Here is a 16,242-nt window from a genome sequence, read left to right as displayed (position 1 = left end):
GGGGTGTTCTCCGCACGGAATACACGGGCACGACGCCGCGCTCACACCCCAGGCCGGCGCGGTCCCTGTGGAAAGGTTGATCACATGACGACGGACGCATCCGAGGACTGGAAGCAGTGGCACGAGCAGCGCGTCGAGACGGTGTCCGCGCCCTACGGCCCGCTGGCGCTCACCGGCACGCACTGGCTGGAGGATTATCCGGACGGGCGACTTCCGGACATCCCCGGGCGGTGGACCGCCGAAGAGGAGCACATCGTGCTGACGGCCGTGCCCGAGGACGGTCTGAGCGTGGACGGTGAGACCCTCGCCGGCGAGGTCGGGCTGGTGGCGGACGTGGGCCCGGCGGCCGGGGCCCGCGTCGGCGCCGGCGAGCGGCGCTTCGTCGTCCTGGTGCGCGAAGGGGTCTGGGGCGTACGGGACTTCGACCCCGCCGCTCCGGCGCGGACGGCGTTCAAGGGCATCGAGGCGACGCCGTACGACGCGCGCTGGTCGGTGCCGGGGCACTTCACCCCGTACGGCGAGCGGCGCACCGTACGGGTGGAGAACGCGGACGGGCGGACACGCGGACTCGAACTCGGCGGCATCCTCGCCTTCACTCTGGACGGCGCGGATCTCACCCTCCAGGTGTCGGTCCAGAGCGACGGCTCGCTGTGGACCGTGTTCGCCGACGCCACCAGCGGGGACGGCAGTCACCGTTTCCGGTTCCTGCGCCCCGCGGCGCCCGATGCCGAGGGGCGCACGACCGTGGATTTCAACCGCGCCGTGCTTCCGCCGTGCGCATTCGCCGACCACTTCGTCTGCCCCTTCCCGCCCCCCGGCAATACGCTGGGCGCGGCTGTCGCGGCGGGGGAGCGCACGCTGAGCTGAGCTGAGCGGGGGGAGTGGGGATGGGGGAGCGGGAGAACGGGCGGCGCCCCGGCCCGCACGGATTCCGCGCCGTGTCACCGGCGAGATCAACAACCCCTGTGCATACGCAAGTTGAACGCTGCACGGCCGAAAGGCGCCCTTGCGCCGGTCGGTCGTGCGGCCGAATACTCCCCCACAGCGCTTGTCAGGGGCACGGCTTGTCCGGAATCCGGACGAGCGACTCCCGGCTGCGCCTCACGGGCCCCGACCCCACGCGGGCCCCCTACTTCCCTACGGGAGGAACGAAAAGTGAGGATCAAGCGCACCACCCCCACTCCTCGCAGCGGCATGGCGAGACGCGTCAAACTGATCGCCGTGACCACCGGACTCGTGGCCGCGGCGGCGTTCGCCGCCCCCACCGCGAACGCGGCCGACGTCCACACGTTCAGCGCCACCCAGCTGAGCACGGTGAACAAGTCGGTCCTCAACTCCGACATCGCGGGCACCGCCTGGGCGGTCGACGCCAAGACCAACCGTGTCGTCGTCACCGTCGACAGCACGGTCTCCCAGGCCGAGATCGCGAAGATCAAGAAGGACGCGGGCGGCAACTCGGCCGCCCTCACCATCAAGCACACCCCGGGCAAGTTCAAGAAGCTGATCACCGGCGGCGACGCCATCTACGGCGGTTCCTACCGCTGTTCGCTCGGTTTCAACGTGCACAGCGGGAGCACCTACTACTTCCTGACCGCGGGCCACTGCGGTGAGGTCGCCTCCACCTGGTACTCCAACTCCGGTCACACCACCACGCTGGGCACGAACGTCAGCTACAGCTTCCCGACCAACGACTTCGCGCTGGTCCGCTACACCAACTCCTCGGTCGCCCACCCGAGCGCGGTCGGCAGCCAGACCATCACCAGCGCGGCCACGCCCAGCGTGGGCACGACCGTCTACCGCCGTGGCTCGACCACCGGCACGCACAGCGGCCGCGTCACCGCGCTGAACGCCACGGTCAACTACGGCGGCGGCGACGTGGTGTACCAGATGATCCAGACCACCGTCTGCGCCGAGGGCGGCGACAGTGGCGGTCCGCTCTACGGGGGTTCCGTCGCCTACGGTCTGACCTCGGGTGGCAGCGGCAACTGCAGCTCCGGCGGTACGACCTTCTTCCAGCCGGTCACCGAGGCGCTGAGCTACTACGGCGTGAGCGTCGGCTGACCGACTGATCTCCCCCCACGGCACCACTCCCCCCACGGCACACCCCCCACAGTGCACCGCACGGCCAGACCTGCAGCCAGCAGAGGACGAGCCCCCGTACGCAACCGGCGTGCGGGGGCTCGCCCTTGTTCAGGTGCCGGGGTTACCGTCGAGGTGAACCCGTGAGGCAGGCCTGACAGGGGTCTGGTACACGCCTGATGCGCCACGTCGGACCCTGGGGGGCCGTGATGGTCGAGGAACTGGTGGTGGCGGGAGCCTCCGTCGCGTCGGTGGGCCTGGTCTATGTGATGGCCGGGGCCCGTGTGGTCAAACAGTACGAACGCGGAGTGGTGTTGCGCCTGGGCCGGCTGCGCTCGGAGGTGCGCGGCCCCGGGTTCACCATGGTCGTGCCCTTCGTGGACAAGCTGCGCAAGGTCAACATGCAGATCGTGACGATGCCGGTGCCCGCGCAGGACGGCATCACCCGGGACAACGTCACCGTGCGGGTGGACGCGGTCATCTACTTCAAGGTGGTGGACGCGGCCGACGCGGTCATCCAGGTCGAGGACTACCAGTTCGCGGTCTCGCAGATGGCGCAGACGTCGCTGCGTTCGATCATCGGCAAGAGCGACCTCGACGATCTGCTCTCCAACCGCGAGAAGCTCAACCAGGGCCTGGAGCTGATGATCGACAGCCCCGCCATGGGCTGGGGCGTGCAGATCGACCGGGTGGAGATCAAGGACGTCTCGCTGCCGGAGACGATGAAGCGGTCGATGGCCCGGCAGGCGGAGGCGGACCGTGAGCGGCGGGCCCGGGTCATCAACGCGGACGCGGAACTCCAGGCGTCGAAGAAGCTGGCGGAGGCCGCCGGGGTGATGTCCGAGCAGCCGGCCGCGTTGCAGCTGAGGCTGCTGCAGACGGTGGTGGCGGTCGCGGCGGAGAAGAACTCCACGCTCGTACTGCCCTTCCCCGTCGAACTGCTGCGGTTCCTGGAGCGGGCCCAGCCCCAGCCGGGATCACCGACACCGGCACCGGTCGCGGTGGCACCGGAATCCACACCGGCACCGACACCGGCACCGGTCGCGGTGGCACCGGAATCCACACCGGTTCCGGTCGCACCGGAACCGGCATCGCGACCGGAACCGGCGCCTGTCACCGTCCAGCAATCGGTGCGGGAGCAACCGCCGCTTCCCGAAACCCCCTTGGAGCACGGTCCCGACAGGGCGAAATCAAGACAGGACTAGACCTCACAGGCCGCATGTCGGCCACTCGCAGACAGTATTTGCAGTGGGAACTCGCGTGCCATGACCACGTACGGTCAAGGTGCGCGGGGCGCAAGCCCGTTGCCGTACGCGCGTCCTGAAGTCGACCTTGTGTGCTCCCTGTGCGTCTCGGAATAGTGGGCGGCGAACAACGGGCATGGACACGGCATTTTGCTGTGAGCCGGGTGTGTGTCCGTACGCCTTCCGGTCCCGGAGGTCCCCACAACCTCCCTGACCGACCCCCCACAGGAGGACGTGAGTTGAAGCACCGACGCATACCCGCGAGGCGTGCCGTCATGGCGGGTGCGGGCATCGCCGCACTCGTCGCCGCCGGAGCCACTTTCCAGACTGCGAACGCGAGCGAGACGCCGGAGGCCCCCGCACCGCACACGCTGTCGATCGCGGCGGCCGGAAAGCTCGCCTCGACCCTCGGCGAGGATCTCGGCGCCGACGCGGCGGGAACGTATTACGACGCGAAGTCCCGGCACCTCGTGGTCAACGTGCTCGACGAGACCGCGGCCAAGGCCGTGGCGTCGGCCGGCGCCCGGGCCAGAATCGTCGAGAACTCCCTCGCCGAGCTGAAGAGCGCCCGTACGACGCTCAAGAGCGACGCGACCATCCCGGGCACCTCCTGGGCGACCGATCCGCAGACCAACAAGGTCGTCGTCACCGCGGACCGCACGGTCTCCAAGACCGAATGGGCCAAGCTGGCCGAGGTCGTCGACTCGCTCGGCTCCAAGGCCGAACTCCAGCGGACGAAGGGGGAGTTCAAGCCCTTCATCGCGGGCGGTGACGCCATCACCGGTTCCGGCGGCCGCTGCTCGCTCGGCTTCAACGTCGTGAAGGGCGGCCAGCCGTACTTCATCACCGCGGGCCACTGCACCCAGGCGATCTCCACCTGGTCGGACTCCAGCGGCAACCAGATCGGCACGAACGAGCAGTCCAGCTTCCCGGACAACGACTTCGGTCTGGTCAAGTACACCGCGAGCACCGAGCACCCGAGCGCGGTCGACCTCTACAACGGTTCCTCGCAGCCCATCACCAAGGCGGCCGAGGCGACCGTCGGTGAGAAGGTCACCCGCAGCGGTTCGACGACCCAGGTGCACAGCGGCACGGTCACCGGCCTGGACGCCACCGTGAACTACGGCAACGGGGACATCGTCAACGGGCTCATCCAGACCGACGTCTGCGCCGAGCCCGGTGACAGCGGCGGTTCGCTCTTCGACGGCGACAGCGCCATCGGCCTCACCTCCGGTGGCAGCGGCGACTGCACCTCGGGCGGTGAGACCTTCTTCCAGCCGGTCACCGAGGCGCTCTCCGCGTTCGGCGCCCAGATCGGCTGACCGTTCGCCCGCTTCTCCGGCAGAGGTCCCGTTCCCGCACCCGCGGGGGCGGGACCTCTGCCGTGTGCGGCCCCGTCACCTGACGGGCGACGGGGCCGGTGGAACGCTGTCGGTCACCGGACCCATGGATGTCCGGCCCTTCACATGCGGAGTCCTCCCGGCAAAGGGCCCAGCCGGCCGCTCACGCGCGGGTCGTCCGTCTCTCCCGGGTGCGTCAGCCGGATGCCGAAAGCGTTCTCGACAAGCGACAGGACGCCATGGAGCGGGGGCTCCCCGCCAGGGACGAGCCCCAACGGCCGCATGTGCTCGTCGAGTCGTGCGGGGTCCTGCCCGGTCGGCTCGATCGCCTGGAGCGTGTGGAAGTCGACGATGACGTCGCCGTCGACCGCGTACTTGAACCAGTGCATCGGCTTCTCGTTGTAGTGCAGGGCGACGGCCTCGGTGCCGACGGACACGGGCTTCAGGATCCGCTCCTCGAGCCCGTGCACACCGCCCTGTTCCCACGCCCAGGTCCATGAGCCGTCGACGCCCGTGGTGACGACCGGCTCCTCGTCGTCGAGAAGGTCGTCGCCGAAGTCGTCCGACAGGTCCGTGCCGTCGCGAAGTGCGAGGGTCTCCCGGTCGACACCCATGCGGGTGAGCAACTCGACAGGGCTCAGACCCCGTACGAAGGTCAACGTGTAGATGGGGAAGTCGCCCGTCCGGAACATCTCCAGGCCGCGTCCCGCGTGTGCGCTCGTCATCCGGCGGATGCTGTCACATCCCACTGACACCCCGGCGGACCGCTCGTGAAGGCCGGCCCGGCGTCCGGATCGTCACGGAGCGTCGCGTTCGTGTCGCACGCCGTTCCTCATCCGCTTTCCTCGGGTCGTCGAACGGTGGCGAGCGGGTGTGCCGCAGTGGGTTTTTCCCCAACTGCGCGGCCCCGCTGGGGAGGCGGCGGGACGGTGCCTGTTCCGGCCGCTGCTCCTCTCGCCAAAGAATCGCTGATGTGTTCGAATCTAATCGCTGACCGGGGACGATGGGGCTAGAGTAATCGAACGGGCGTACGATGAAGATATCGGGCGTATGGCTGAAAAGGGGTGGAGGGATGGAGGTGCGGCATGGCGGGCTTCGCCCATCTGCACGTCGCGTCCGGGTACTCCATCCGCTACGGGGCCGCCCACCCCGAGCAGCTCGTCCGGAGGGCGGCCGAGCGAGGTGTGACGGCGCTCGCGCTCACCGACCGGGACACGGTCACCGGCGCCGTCCGGTTCGCTCGGGCGTGCGCCGGAGCGGGGGTGCGGCCGGTCTTCGGCGTCGACCTCGCGGTGGAGGCCCTGGCGCCCCCGCCGCCGGCCCAGCGGCGCCGCACGCCGGCGCGCGGCGGCGCGCACGTCGTCGAGCCGCCACTGCGGTTCGTACTGCTCGCGCAGAACCGGGTGGGATGGGCGCGGCTGTGCCGCATCACGTCGGCCGCCCACGCCGGCGCCGTGTCCGGCACGCCGCCGGTGGTGCCGTGGGAGGCGCTGCGCGAGTACGGCGGTCCCGGGCTGACGGTGTTGCTCGGGCCGCTGTCGGAGCCGGTCCGGGCCCTGTCGGTGGGCCGGGAGGACGTCGCGATGAAACTGCTGGCGCCCTGGAAGGAGATCTTCGGGAGGGAGGTCCGATTGGAAGTCGTTGCGCAGAAACGTTTCGGCACGGGCCCGGGATCCCTGCGCCTGGCCGCCCGCACCCTCGCCCTGGCCGACCGCACCGGCACCACCGCCGTGCTCTCCAACGCCGTCCGCTACGCCGACCCCGGCCAGCACCGCCTCGCCGACGTCCTGGACGCGGCCCGGCTGCTGCGGCCGATCGACCGGCGCCGCCTGGACAGCGGGCAGCGCTGGCTCAAGGACGAGCGGGCGATGGCCGTCGTCGCGCGCATGGTCGCCGAATGCGCCGGAGCGGATGCCCGGCGGGCCCGACGGCTGATGGCGGACACCGCCGACACGGCGGCCGCCTGCACCGTCGATCCCCGGGCGGACCTCGGGCTGGGCGTCGCGCACTTCCCGGAACCGTCGGTCTTCGGCGCCGAGCCCGTCGCGCGAGGAGCCGCGGAACTGCTGCGCAGGCAGTGCGAGGCCGGCTTGGCCCGGCGGGGCCTCGACCACGACCGGGCGGTGCTCGACCGGCTGGACGAAGAGCTCGACGTGATCTCCGAGCTGCACTACGACTCGTACTTCCTCGCCGTCGGCCAGGTCGTGGCCGACATCCGGGCCAAGGGCATCCGTGTCGCGGCCCGCGGTTCGGGGGCCGGGTCGATGGTCTGCCACGCGCTGGACATCGCGACGGCCAACCCGCTCGACCACCGCCTGCTGTTCGAACGTTTCCTCAGCGTGCGCCGCGCCTCGCTGCCCGACATCGACATCGACGTGGAGTCCGCCCGTCGGCTGGAGTGCTACGACGTGATCTTCGACCGGTTCGGCAAGAAACGGGTGGCGGTCACCGCCATGCCCGAGACCTACCGGGCACGCCGCGCCCTGCGGGACACCGGCCTCGCCCTCGGCATCGCGCCCGCGGACGTCGACCGGATCGCCAAGAGCTTCCCGCACCTGCGCGCCTCCGACATCACCGGCGCCCTCGCCGAACTGCCCGAACTGCGCCGGCTGGCGGCCGAGGCGCACCGCTACGGGCCGTTGTGGGAGCTCGCGGAAGGCCTCGACTCCCTGGTCCACGGCATGGCCATGCACCCCTGCGGCGTGGTCATCAGCGACGCCACCCTCCTGGACCGCCTGCCGGTCCAGCCCACCCCCCAGGGCGACTACCCGATGGCGATGGCGGCGAAGGAGGAGATCGAAGCGCTGGGCAACATCAAACTCGACGTCCTGGGCGTACGGATGCAGTCCGCGATGGCCCACGCCGTCACCGAGATCGAGCGCACCACCGGCGACCACATCGACCTCGACGACCCCGAACAGGTGCCGCTCGACGACGTCTTCGCGTTCAAGCTCATCCAGGAGAGCCAGACCCTGGGTCTGTTCCAGCTCGAGTCGCCCGGCCAGCAGGACCTGCTGTCCCGGTTGCAGCCCCGCGATCCGCAGGACGTCATCGCGGACATCAGTCTCTTCCGTCCCGGACCGGTCGCCGGCGGCATGCCCGAGCGGTACATCGCCGCCCGCCACGGCGGCACACCGGTCTACGCCCACCCGGACCTGGAGCCGGTGCTCGCCGACACCTACGGCGTGACCATCTGGCACGAGCAGATCATCGAGACCCTGTCGGTGATGACCGGCTGCGACCGCGCGCTGGCCGAGATCGCCCGGCGCGCGCTCGGCGACAAGGAACGGCTGCCGAAGATCAGGGACTGGTTCCACGGTCTGGCGCGCGGGCGTGGATACGGTGCGGCGGTCCGGGACGAGGTCTGGAAGACGGTCGAGGCCTTCGGCGCGTACGGGTTCTGTCGAGCCCACGCGGTGGCCTTCGCCGTACCGGCCCTGCAGAGCGCCTGGCTCAAGGCGCACTATCCGGCGTTCCTGCTGGCCGGCCTGCTCGAACACGACCCCGGCATGTGGCCCAAGCGTGTCCTGGTCTCCGACGCCCGCCGCCGCGGTGTGCCGCTGCTGCCCGTCGACGTCAACCGCTCCCAGGTGAAGCACACCGTGGAGAAGGTCGACGGAGAGCAGTGGGGCGTGCGGCTCGCCCTGTCCGCGGTGCACGGCATCAGCGAGGACGAGTGCGCCCGGATCGAGGAGGGGCAGCCGTACGGATCGCTGTCGGACTTCTGGCAGCGGGGCCGCCCCGGCAGACCCGTCGCCGAACGCCTCGCCGAGGTCGGCGCGCTCACCTGCCTGCACGACGGCCGGCTGACCCGGCGTGATCTGCTGTTGCAGATCGCCGAGTTGCACCGCCAGTCCCGCAACCGGACCGCGGCCTCGGGCCAACTGCCCCTCGGCACGGGCGCGGTCGGGGGAGCGGAACCGAGTGGCCTGCCGGAGATGACGGGACGCGAGGCCCTGAGCGCCGAGCTGAGCACCCTGGGCATCGACGTCTCCAGGCACCTGATGGAGCACCACCACCGGCTGCTGCGGGAGATCGGCGCGGTCGACGCGGCGCACCTGGCCGGACTGCGCGCCGGTCAGCAGGTCCTGGTCGCCGGTGTGCGGGCTTCCACCCAGACCCCGCCGATCGCCAGCGGCAAGCGCGTCATCTTCGTCACCCTGGAGGACGGCTCGGGCCTGGTCGACCTGGCGTTCTTCGAGGACTCCCACCCGGCCTGCGCGTACACCGTCTTCCACAGCGGGCTGCTGCTGGTGCGCGGCACGGTCCAGGTGCGGGGCACCCGTCGTACCGTCGTCGGCAGCATGGCCTGGGACCTGGACGAGATCGCCGCCGCCCGCCGCGACAACGGTCCCGAGGCCGCGCTCGCGCTCCTCGGTGCCGACCGCCCGCATCCGACCCCGGCACAGCCTGCCGCGGGACGGTCGCGCCCGGCGCCCGCCCAGCCACGTCGCACCCTGGCCAACGGCACCACGGGCGCCCGGCTGCACCCGTACGCCGACCTCCAGCCCGCCGGCACCCGCTCCGCCGACCTGAAGAAGTTCGGCCACCGAAGCCCGGGGAGCGCGGGATGAACGGGATGGACGGGAGGAAAAGGGTGGACGGAGTGCACGGGATGGACAGGGTGGACGGGACGGGCGGGGTGAACGGGGTGAACCCGGCAGGTGGGGTGGCCGCCCGTCGGCGGCACATCGCCCACCTCCACCTGCACGCCTCGCTGACCGAGGATCAGTACGCCGATATAATCGAACTGGTGTCCGCAATCACGCCTCACGTCCAGCCCGTCCCGCCCCATGCCGTGCAACTGGACCTGACGTCGGCGCTCAGATACTTCGACCTGTCCCCCTACGACATGGTCCAGACGACGATGATGAGGCTGAAAGCGCTCTACGGCATCGACAGCAGCGCGGGACTCGCGGGCAACCGCATGGTGGCCGCCATGGCCGCCGACGCCTCCGCGCCGGGCGAGGCCACCTGGGTTCCCGCCGGGCAGGCGGCGGCCGACTGGCTGTATCCGCGACCGGTCACCGCCCTGCCCGGGGTCGGCCGGACCACCGCGGAGACGCTCCGCAGATACGGCCTGCACACCATCGGCCAGGTCGTCGACCTGCCGGCGGGAACCCTGCAGCGCCTCCTCGGCGTGGGCCCCGCCCGGCTGCTGGCCGAGCGCGCCCGCGGCCGCGACCCCCGGCCGGTCACCCCCTCGGAACCGGCAGCGCATCTGCTGGCCGACCTCGTGCTGGAGCGGGACTCCCTCGACCCTGCCCAGCATCACCGCGCAGTGCTGGGGCTCGCCGACCGGATCGGCCAACGCCTGCGCGGTGAGAGCCAGGTGGCCGACCGGCTCACTCTCACGGTGCGGTACGCCGACCGCAGCACCACCACGCGTACGCGTGCGCTGCCGGAACCCACCGACCACTCACCCGCCCTCGCCGCGACAGCCCTGGGGCTGTTGACCTCCCTCGGGCTCCAGCGCGCGAGGGTCCGCGCCTTCACGATCCGTGCCGACGGGTTGCGGGCGGCCGACGGTGCCTGCCGGCAGCTCTCCCTGGACCCCGGCGATGCCCGTGCCCGCGCGGCCGAAGCCGCCGCGGACCGCGCCCGTCGACGCTTCGGACCGGAGGCCGTACGGCCGGCCGCTCTGGCGAACTGAGCGCTCGCGCCAGGAACCCGATGAACCGGACCGTGTGTCACCGGGCGTTCCTTCGGCTTCGGCCTGAGTGCCCGGAAGCGCTGGTCCTGAGAGGACGACCACGGCCGGTCCGCCACGGTCCTATATTGGCCCGGGTGACGTCGGTGCGTGCCGGGGGGATTGAGCGTCTTGCGACGATCGGGTGGAACGCGGCGGGCGGTCGTCCTGCTCTGCGTGGTTGCCGTGCTGTTCCTCGGCGCGTGCGGGACGCAGGTGGCCGGTCGGGGGGACGGGAGGTCACCCGCGCCGACGGCGACCGGGCCGATCCCGTGGACCACGATGCAGCCTTCCGCGGTCACCGGGGTCCATCTCGGCGGGGACCGGCGCACGTTGTTCCTCGACACGCAGGTGCCCAGCGGCCCTCACCCGTGCGTGCGCGAGCTCAAGGCGGTGCTCACCGACCCGATGACGGATCTCGCGCGGGTGCAGGTCACCTTCGCCTCGCCGTCCGGGGACAGGGCTTCCGGGTGCACCGAGGAGAGCACGGCCACGGCAGAGGTCAGGCTGCCCGAGCCGCTGGGTGACCGGGACGTGATCGTCGATCACTACACCCGCTTCACCGCCGAGGGTGCCAAGCCGCCCGCGCTGCGGTTGTGCGGGGAGCTGGGCTGCACACCGCCGGCCACCGGCTGCACCCCCGCCTCCTACGAGCAGGCGTTGATGGCGGTCGGCGCGCCCGAGCACACGTACCGGGACTCGGAGAAGTGCGACGGGAAGTGGCTGGTGCTGGACTTCTCCTGGCGCACGGGCCCGGCCTGCGGCGACTCGACGGACCCCGCCTGCTCTTCCCGGCTGGGCGACCGCTGGTTCTTCCGGGCGAGGAAGTCGGGCTGGGAGTCGATCGCCCGGACCTCGGCCGGAGGCTGCCGGGACGTGCGGCGCGAGGAGCCCGCCTTCCCGTCCGCGCTGTGCGAGTCGCTCGCTCCGCTGTCCCCTTCGCTGCACCCGAGTCATCCCCCGTCGTCCGCCACTCCGCCGTCCGGCCCGCGTTCCCCCGCGACGGCCGGCCCATGACCACGGACCGCCGCCGCGGTCTCTTCCGGCCGTCCCACGGCCTGCGCGTCGATGGTGCGGGTCTCGTCCGCGCGGCCTTCTCCCCGGTCGAGAACCCGCGGGCGCTCCGAGGCCGTTCACCACGCGCGGCGATGACCTGAACGCTTCGTCCCGCGTGACGAGCGCCCGTCGGTCCGCGCCCGCATCCTGTCCTCGCGGGATTCCTCCCACGGTTTCGACGACGGAACGGACTCACTGCCATGAGCGAACTCGTGCTGGGTATCGACACGGGCACCGCCAGCACCAAGGGCGTACTCACCACCCTGGACGGATCCGTGGTCGCGACAGCCGTCCGCCATCACACGATGTCGTTGCCCAGACCGTCCTGGGCCGAAGTGGACGCCGCCGTGGTCTGGTGGGACGACTTCGCCGCGGTGGCCCGTGAGCTGATGGACCGGATCGGCTCCCACACCCTCGCCGGACTCTGCGTCAGCGGTGTCGGCCCCTGTCTGCTGGTCTGCGACAGCGACGTGGAGCCCGTGCGGCCGGCCATCCTCTACGGCATCGACGGCCGGGCCGAGCGGGAGATCCGCGACCTCACGGAACGGCTCGGCGCCGACACCGTCCTAGAACGCTGCGGCAAGGCACTCAGCACCCAGGCCGTGGGCCCGAAGATGCTGTGGATGCGGCGCAACGAGCCACGGGACTGGGCTCGCGGAACGAGGTGGTACAACTCCCACTCCTATCTGGCCGCCAAGCTCACCGGTGCCTACGTGCTCGACCATCACACGGCCAGCCAATGCGACCCGCTGTACGACATCCATGCCGGATCCTGGGCGCAGGACTGGCTCCCGGACATCGTGGGCCACCTGGAGATGCCGCGACTCGTCCACCCTCACGAGGTCGTGGGAACGGTGACCGCCGCGGCGTCGGAGGCCACGAAGATCCCGGTCGGCACCCCCGTCTCCGCCGGGACGATCGACGCCTGGGCCGAGGCCCATTCCGCCGGCGTACGGCATCCCGGCGACCTCATGCTCATGTACGGTTCCACGCTGTTCTTCGTCCAGGTCCTGGGCAGGTACAGGGCACACCCCAAACTGTGGACCACGGCAGGAGTGGAGCCGGGCCGGCGAACGATCGCCGCGGGGATGTCCACCTCGGGGTCCCTGACGCAGTGGCTCCAGGACGTCACCGGAGGAGAGTCCTTCGACACCCTGGTCACCGAGGCCGAAGCCGTGCCGGCCGGTTCGGACGGCCTGCTGATGCTCCCGTACTTCGCCGGTGAGCGGACCCCGATCTTCGACCCGCACGCCAGGGGCGTGGTGGCGGGCCTCACGCTGCGCCACACACGCGGGCACCTGTTCCGGGCCGCCTACGAGGGCATCGCGTTCGGTGTCCGCCAGATCCTCGACTTCCTGGAGGACCCCGACGACCCGGTCCGGCGCGTCGTGGCGGTCGGGGGCGGCACCAGGGGCGGACTGTGGACCCAGATCGTCAGCGACGTCACCGGCCGGGAACAGCAGGTACCGGCACAGACCATGGGGGCCTGCTACGGCGACGCCCTGCTCTCCGCGGTCGGGCTCGGACTCGTACCGCGCGACACGGACTGGGCGGTGACCGGGACGACGGTGCGGCCCCAGGCCCACACGCGCGAGATCTACGACCGCCTGTACGCGTCGTACACCGCGCTCTACCCGGCCACGCTCCACATCGTGCACGATCTCGCCGACATGCAGTGAGGGCCCTCACCGTGCTCACCGCACGGTCGTCCGAAGTCCCGGCGTCCGCGGTGGCGGCGACCGTGTCCACGTCCGTGGATTCCCCGTCGGCGACGGGCCTGTACACCTGGCGCCGTTCCCGCGGACGGCGCGTGAGTGCGACCGGAACGCGGTGGGCGTGCGGCCGGCCGGTCGCGGGCCGTCAGCGCAGTGCGGCCTCGCCCGCGTGGACGGCGCGCAGGGCGCGTTCGACCGTCTCCCGGTTCTCGCCGACCGGAGCCACGTAGTCGAGGACACCACGCGCGGCGCCCTCCCCGAGCGTGCGGGTGATCACCCACGTGGCCAGGTACTGGGACGCCAGACAGCCACCCGCCGTGGCGATGTCGCCCTCCGCGTGGAACGGGGCGTCCAGCACGGTGACGCCGCACGCCTCGACGAAGGGCCGGCTCTTCATGTCCGTGCACACCGGCATGCCGCCCAGCAGACCGAGCCGGGCGAGCACCAGCGCGCCCGAGCACTGGGCCCCGATCAGCTGTCGTGACGGGTCGAGACGGAGCCTGGAGACCAGCCGGTCGTCGGCGACCACGTCCCGCGCCTTCACCCCGCTGCCGATCAGGACGACGTCGGCCTCGGTCACGAACTCCATCGGGCGCTGCCCGGTCACCTCGACGCCGTTCATCGACGTGACCACCGGCGTCGGCGTCGTGACGAAGGCTTCCAGACCGTCCTCGCGGCACCGGTTGATCAGCGCGGACGCGATGAAGCTGTCGAGTTCGTTGAACCCGTCGAAAGTGACCACGGCTACCTGCATCACGACTCCTCCAGGGACGGCATCGAAGCGTCAGTGTCCCCGGCGCCGTGTCCTGGATGGAGGGCCAATCGGCGGCAGGTGGCCTGCCTGCCGACGTCCCCTCGGCCCCTGCCGTCCCTCGGCCTCTCGGCCCGGGGGACGGCAGGGACCGCCGGGCCGAGGGGGTCGTGCACCGGGCCCGGGTCCGCGCCCGGTCCCGGGCGCAGGCGAGGTGCGGTCCGTGGGCGGGCGGGCCGGGGACGCCGACCGTGCGGGCCCCGCCCGTACCCCGAACCGGCCTGCCCGCGGGGTCAGTTGGCCCATGGCGGGGTGATGACCGAGCCGTCGGCCAGCTCCGCCCGGAGGCCGATGGACGTGGTGACCCAGGAGATCGCGGTCTGCCGGGTCGGGTTCTCGACACCGAAGGCCGTGCCGGGGTTGATGATCACCGTGTCGCCCGCGGCGACCCGTTCGGCGTGGCCGTCGAGCGTGATCAGCAGCTCACCGCTGAGGAGATGGAAGATCTCCTCGCGGTTGACCGTGTGCACGGGGGCCTTCGTCCCGGCGGGAATCTCGCCCCGCCAGGCGCACAGCTCCCTGCTGCCGCTGCGGGGAGTGGCGTACGAGACGAAGCGGGCGCCGTGGATCTCGTGGACGACGGCGTCGGTCGGGCGGACGACGGGCATGGCTGGCCTCCGTGGCACATGGGGAAAGTGGTCAAGTGGATTGACTATATGGTCAACCTGCTTGACTTCATAGTCAAGCCGCTTGACCGAAGGGCGGGGAGTGTTTCAATGCATCCGTGCAGAACTCCGAGGCCATGGCCCTGTCCGCCGCCCTGCTCGCCGTCGCCGGTGAGCTGACGCAACGCATCCACGAGGGTGTCGTCGCCCGCGGGTTCGAGGGGCTGCGGCCCGCGCACGGCTTCGCGTTCACGCGGCTCGCTCCGGACGGCGCTACGGTCACCGAGCTCGCGGCGCACCTCGGGGTCACCAAGCAGGCCGCGAGCCAGCTCGTCGACGAACTGGTGCGCAAGGGGTACGTGGAACGCCATCCGCACCCCGGTGACGCGCGTGCCCGCCTGATCGTGCTGACCGAGCGCGGCCGGGCCTGCACGCGCGCCGCGGAGGAGTCGGCGGCGGAGGCCGTCCGGCCGTGGGTCGAGCTGCTCGGGGAGGGTGAGGTGGGCGTGTTGCGCGAGCGTCTGCTCCGGATCGCGCCCTACGGTCCGATCAGGCCTGCCTGGTGACGACACGGCGGCGCATATCAGTACCCCCGCCTACCACTGGAAGTTTTTACTGACGCGTAACTTCACAGTTGGGCTACTCACTCGTAACTTGACGAGTGAACAGCATCCTCGTGATCCGGATCACAGGGCGTACGCCGCCGTCACTCCCTTGAGCCGCAAGGAGATCACCCGATGCTGCCCTGGAAGCGCCTGCTCAGACCCCTCGTCGCACTGCTGCTGGCCGCCGCCGTCGCGGTCGTCCCCGCCGCCACCGCCCATGCCGCCGCGCCGAGCAGCGGCTGGAACAACTACTCCTGCCGCCCCTCCGCCGCCCATCCCCGCCCCGTCGTCCTCGTCCACGGCACCTTCGCGAACTCCGTGGACAACTGGCTGTCCTTCGCGCCCTACCTGGTGGACCGCGGGTACTGCGTCTACTCGCTCGACTACGGGCAACTGCCCGGCGTCCCGCTCTTCAACGCCCTCGGCCCCATCGACAAGTCGGCCGGACAGCTCCAGGTCTTCGTCGACAAAGTGCTCGCCGCGACCGGCGCAGCCAAGGCGGACCTCGTCGGCCACTCGCAGGGCGGCATGATGCCCCGCTACTACCTCAAGTTCCTCGGCGGAGCCGCCAAGGTGAACACCCTCGTCGGCATCGCGCCCGACAACCACGGAACCACCCTCGACGGCCTCACCAAACTGCTGCCGTACTTCCCCGGCGCCGAGGACCTGATCTCCGCGGCCACGCCCGCGCTCGCGGACCAGATCGCCGGGTCCGCGTTCCTGACCAAGCTCAACGCCGGCGGCGACACCGTCCCTGGCGTCCACTACACGGTGATCGCCACCAGGTACGACGAGGTGGTCACCCCCTACCGCTCGCAGTACCTCACCGGGTCCGACGTCCACAACGTGCTGTTGCAGGACCTGTGCCCGGTCGACCTCTCCGAGCACGCGGCGATCGGTCTCCTCGACCGGATCGCCTTCCACGAGGCGGCGAACGCCCTCGATCCCGCGCACGCCACCACCACCAACTGCGCCTCGGTGTTCAGCTGATCCACGGCCCTCGGCGGGGCGTACGGCGTCCCCGGCTACGCGGACCTCGACCAGCTGCTCGCCGAGGTGGACGCGGTCTCGATCGCGCTGCCGCCGACCGTGCAGGCG

At 71.1% G+C, this 16,242-nt stretch carries 13 protein-coding genes; 10 read left to right on the top strand and 3 right to left on the bottom strand.

The annotated features are described in order from the left end of the window. Positions 1–84: 84 nt before the first annotated feature. The 4 genes from ACFV2J_RS38555 (at position 85) to ACFV2J_RS38540 (ending at position 4,645) form a co-directional block, all read left to right on the top strand. Entirely contained in the window at positions 85–867 is a 783-nt protein-coding gene (locus ACFV2J_RS38555; RefSeq protein WP_385097684.1) for a DUF1684 domain-containing protein, read from the top strand. A gap of 288 nt (positions 868–1,155) precedes the next feature. After that, the gene (locus ACFV2J_RS38550; protein WP_385097681.1) at positions 1,156–2,061 is read left to right on the top strand and encodes a S1 family peptidase; all 906 of its coding nucleotides are present in this window, start codon (positions 1,156–1,158) and stop codon (positions 2,059–2,061) included. A 227-nt stretch (positions 2,062–2,288) separates the two neighbouring features. Further along, complete coding sequence (locus tag ACFV2J_RS38545) at positions 2,289–3,284, top strand: SPFH domain-containing protein (protein ID WP_385443144.1); 996 nt, start codon at positions 2,289–2,291, stop codon at positions 3,282–3,284. A 203-nt stretch (positions 3,285–3,487) separates the two neighbouring features. After that, on the top strand, positions 3,488–4,645 hold the full coding sequence (locus tag ACFV2J_RS38540) for a S1 family peptidase (protein ID WP_385091264.1): 1,158 nt from the start codon (positions 3,488–3,490) through the stop codon (positions 4,643–4,645). 140 nt (positions 4,646–4,785) lie between these two features. Here the strand turns inward: ACFV2J_RS38540 and ACFV2J_RS38535 are convergent, their stop codons facing one another. Continuing rightward, on the bottom strand, positions 4,786–5,388 hold the full coding sequence (locus ACFV2J_RS38535; RefSeq protein ID WP_385091259.1) for a DUF6461 domain-containing protein: 603 nt from the start codon (positions 5,386–5,388) through the stop codon (positions 4,786–4,788). Positions 5,389–5,748: 360 nt separating this feature from the next. Between ACFV2J_RS38535 and ACFV2J_RS38530 the strand changes: the two genes are divergently transcribed. The 4 genes from ACFV2J_RS38530 to ACFV2J_RS38515 all read left to right on the top strand — a co-directional run bounded on the left by ACFV2J_RS38530 (position 5,749) and on the right by ACFV2J_RS38515 (position 13,087). Further along, positions 5,749–9,237 carry a DNA polymerase III subunit alpha gene (locus ACFV2J_RS38530; protein ID WP_385091256.1) on the top strand — a complete coding sequence of 1,163 codons (3,489 nt, stop codon included), beginning with the start codon at positions 5,749–5,751 and terminating at the stop codon, positions 9,235–9,237. A 95-nt stretch (positions 9,238–9,332) separates the two neighbouring features. Beyond that, positions 9,333–10,316 (top strand): ImpB/MucB/SamB family protein, encoded by a 984-nt coding sequence (locus ACFV2J_RS38525; protein ID WP_385091261.1) that lies wholly within the window; start codon positions 9,333–9,335, stop codon positions 10,314–10,316. Between the two features lie 318 nt (positions 10,317–10,634). Further along, a complete protein-coding gene (locus ACFV2J_RS38520) occupies positions 10,635–11,369 on the top strand; it encodes a hypothetical protein (RefSeq protein ID WP_385091254.1) in 735 nt (244 codons plus the stop codon). 239 nt (positions 11,370–11,608) lie between these two features. After that, on the top strand, positions 11,609–13,087 hold the full coding sequence (locus ACFV2J_RS38515) for an FGGY-family carbohydrate kinase (RefSeq protein ID WP_385091251.1): 1,479 nt from the start codon (positions 11,609–11,611) through the stop codon (positions 13,085–13,087). Between the two features lie 181 nt (positions 13,088–13,268). Here the strand turns inward: ACFV2J_RS38515 and ACFV2J_RS38510 are convergent, their stop codons facing one another. Further along, a complete protein-coding gene (locus ACFV2J_RS38510; RefSeq protein ID WP_385091248.1) occupies positions 13,269–13,877 on the bottom strand; it encodes a DJ-1/PfpI family protein in 609 nt (202 codons plus the stop codon). Positions 13,878–14,167: 290 nt separating this feature from the next. Beyond that, complete coding sequence (locus ACFV2J_RS38505) at positions 14,168–14,542, bottom strand: cupin domain-containing protein (RefSeq protein ID WP_385098038.1); 375 nt, start codon at positions 14,540–14,542, stop codon at positions 14,168–14,170. A gap of 116 nt (positions 14,543–14,658) precedes the next feature. Between ACFV2J_RS38505 and ACFV2J_RS38500 the strand changes: the two genes are divergently transcribed. Both ACFV2J_RS38500 and ACFV2J_RS38495 read left to right on the top strand, forming a co-directional pair. Further along, positions 14,659–15,105, top strand: a complete 447-nt coding sequence (locus ACFV2J_RS38500) for a MarR family winged helix-turn-helix transcriptional regulator (protein ID WP_385098040.1) — start codon at positions 14,659–14,661, stop codon at positions 15,103–15,105. Positions 15,106–15,276: 171 nt separating this feature from the next. After that, positions 15,277–16,134, top strand: coding sequence for an esterase/lipase family protein (locus tag ACFV2J_RS38495; RefSeq protein ID WP_385098043.1), 858 nt, complete (start codon positions 15,277–15,279; stop codon positions 16,132–16,134). Positions 16,135–16,242 lie beyond the last annotated feature (108 nt).

This window comes from Streptomyces sp. NPDC059668, assembly GCF_042734135.1.
Classification (GTDB): domain Bacteria; phylum Actinomycetota; class Actinomycetes; order Streptomycetales; family Streptomycetaceae; genus Streptomyces.
Note: the sequence above shows the minus strand (reverse complement) of the source record. Positions and strands in the feature narration are given on the sequence as shown.

Bases quoted from the DNA above. Each gene is read 5' to 3' on its own strand.
- ACFV2J_RS38555 (WP_385097684.1), top strand. From the start codon at position 85: ATGACGACGGACGCATCCGAGGACTGGAAGCAGTGGCACGAGCAGCGC.
- ACFV2J_RS38510 (WP_385091248.1), bottom strand. From the start codon at position 13,877: ATGCAGGTAGCCGTGGTCACTTTCGACGGGTTCAACGAACTCGACAGC.
- ACFV2J_RS38495 (WP_385098043.1), top strand. From the start codon at position 15,277: ATGCTGCCCTGGAAGCGCCTGCTCAGACCCCTCGTCGCACTGCTGCTG.
- ACFV2J_RS38515 (WP_385091251.1), top strand. From the start codon at position 11,609: ATGAGCGAACTCGTGCTGGGTATCGACACGGGCACCGCCAGCACCAAG.
- ACFV2J_RS38535 (WP_385091259.1), bottom strand. From the start codon at position 5,388: ATGACGAGCGCACACGCGGGACGCGGCCTGGAGATGTTCCGGACGGGC.
- ACFV2J_RS38505 (WP_385098038.1), bottom strand. From the start codon at position 14,542: ATGCCCGTCGTCCGCCCGACCGACGCCGTCGTCCACGAGATCCACGGC.
- ACFV2J_RS38520 (WP_385091254.1), top strand. From the start codon at position 10,635: ATGCAGCCTTCCGCGGTCACCGGGGTCCATCTCGGCGGGGACCGGCGC.
- ACFV2J_RS38545 (WP_385443144.1), top strand. From the start codon at position 2,289: ATGGTCGAGGAACTGGTGGTGGCGGGAGCCTCCGTCGCGTCGGTGGGC.
- ACFV2J_RS38530 (WP_385091256.1), top strand. From the start codon at position 5,749: ATGGCGGGCTTCGCCCATCTGCACGTCGCGTCCGGGTACTCCATCCGC.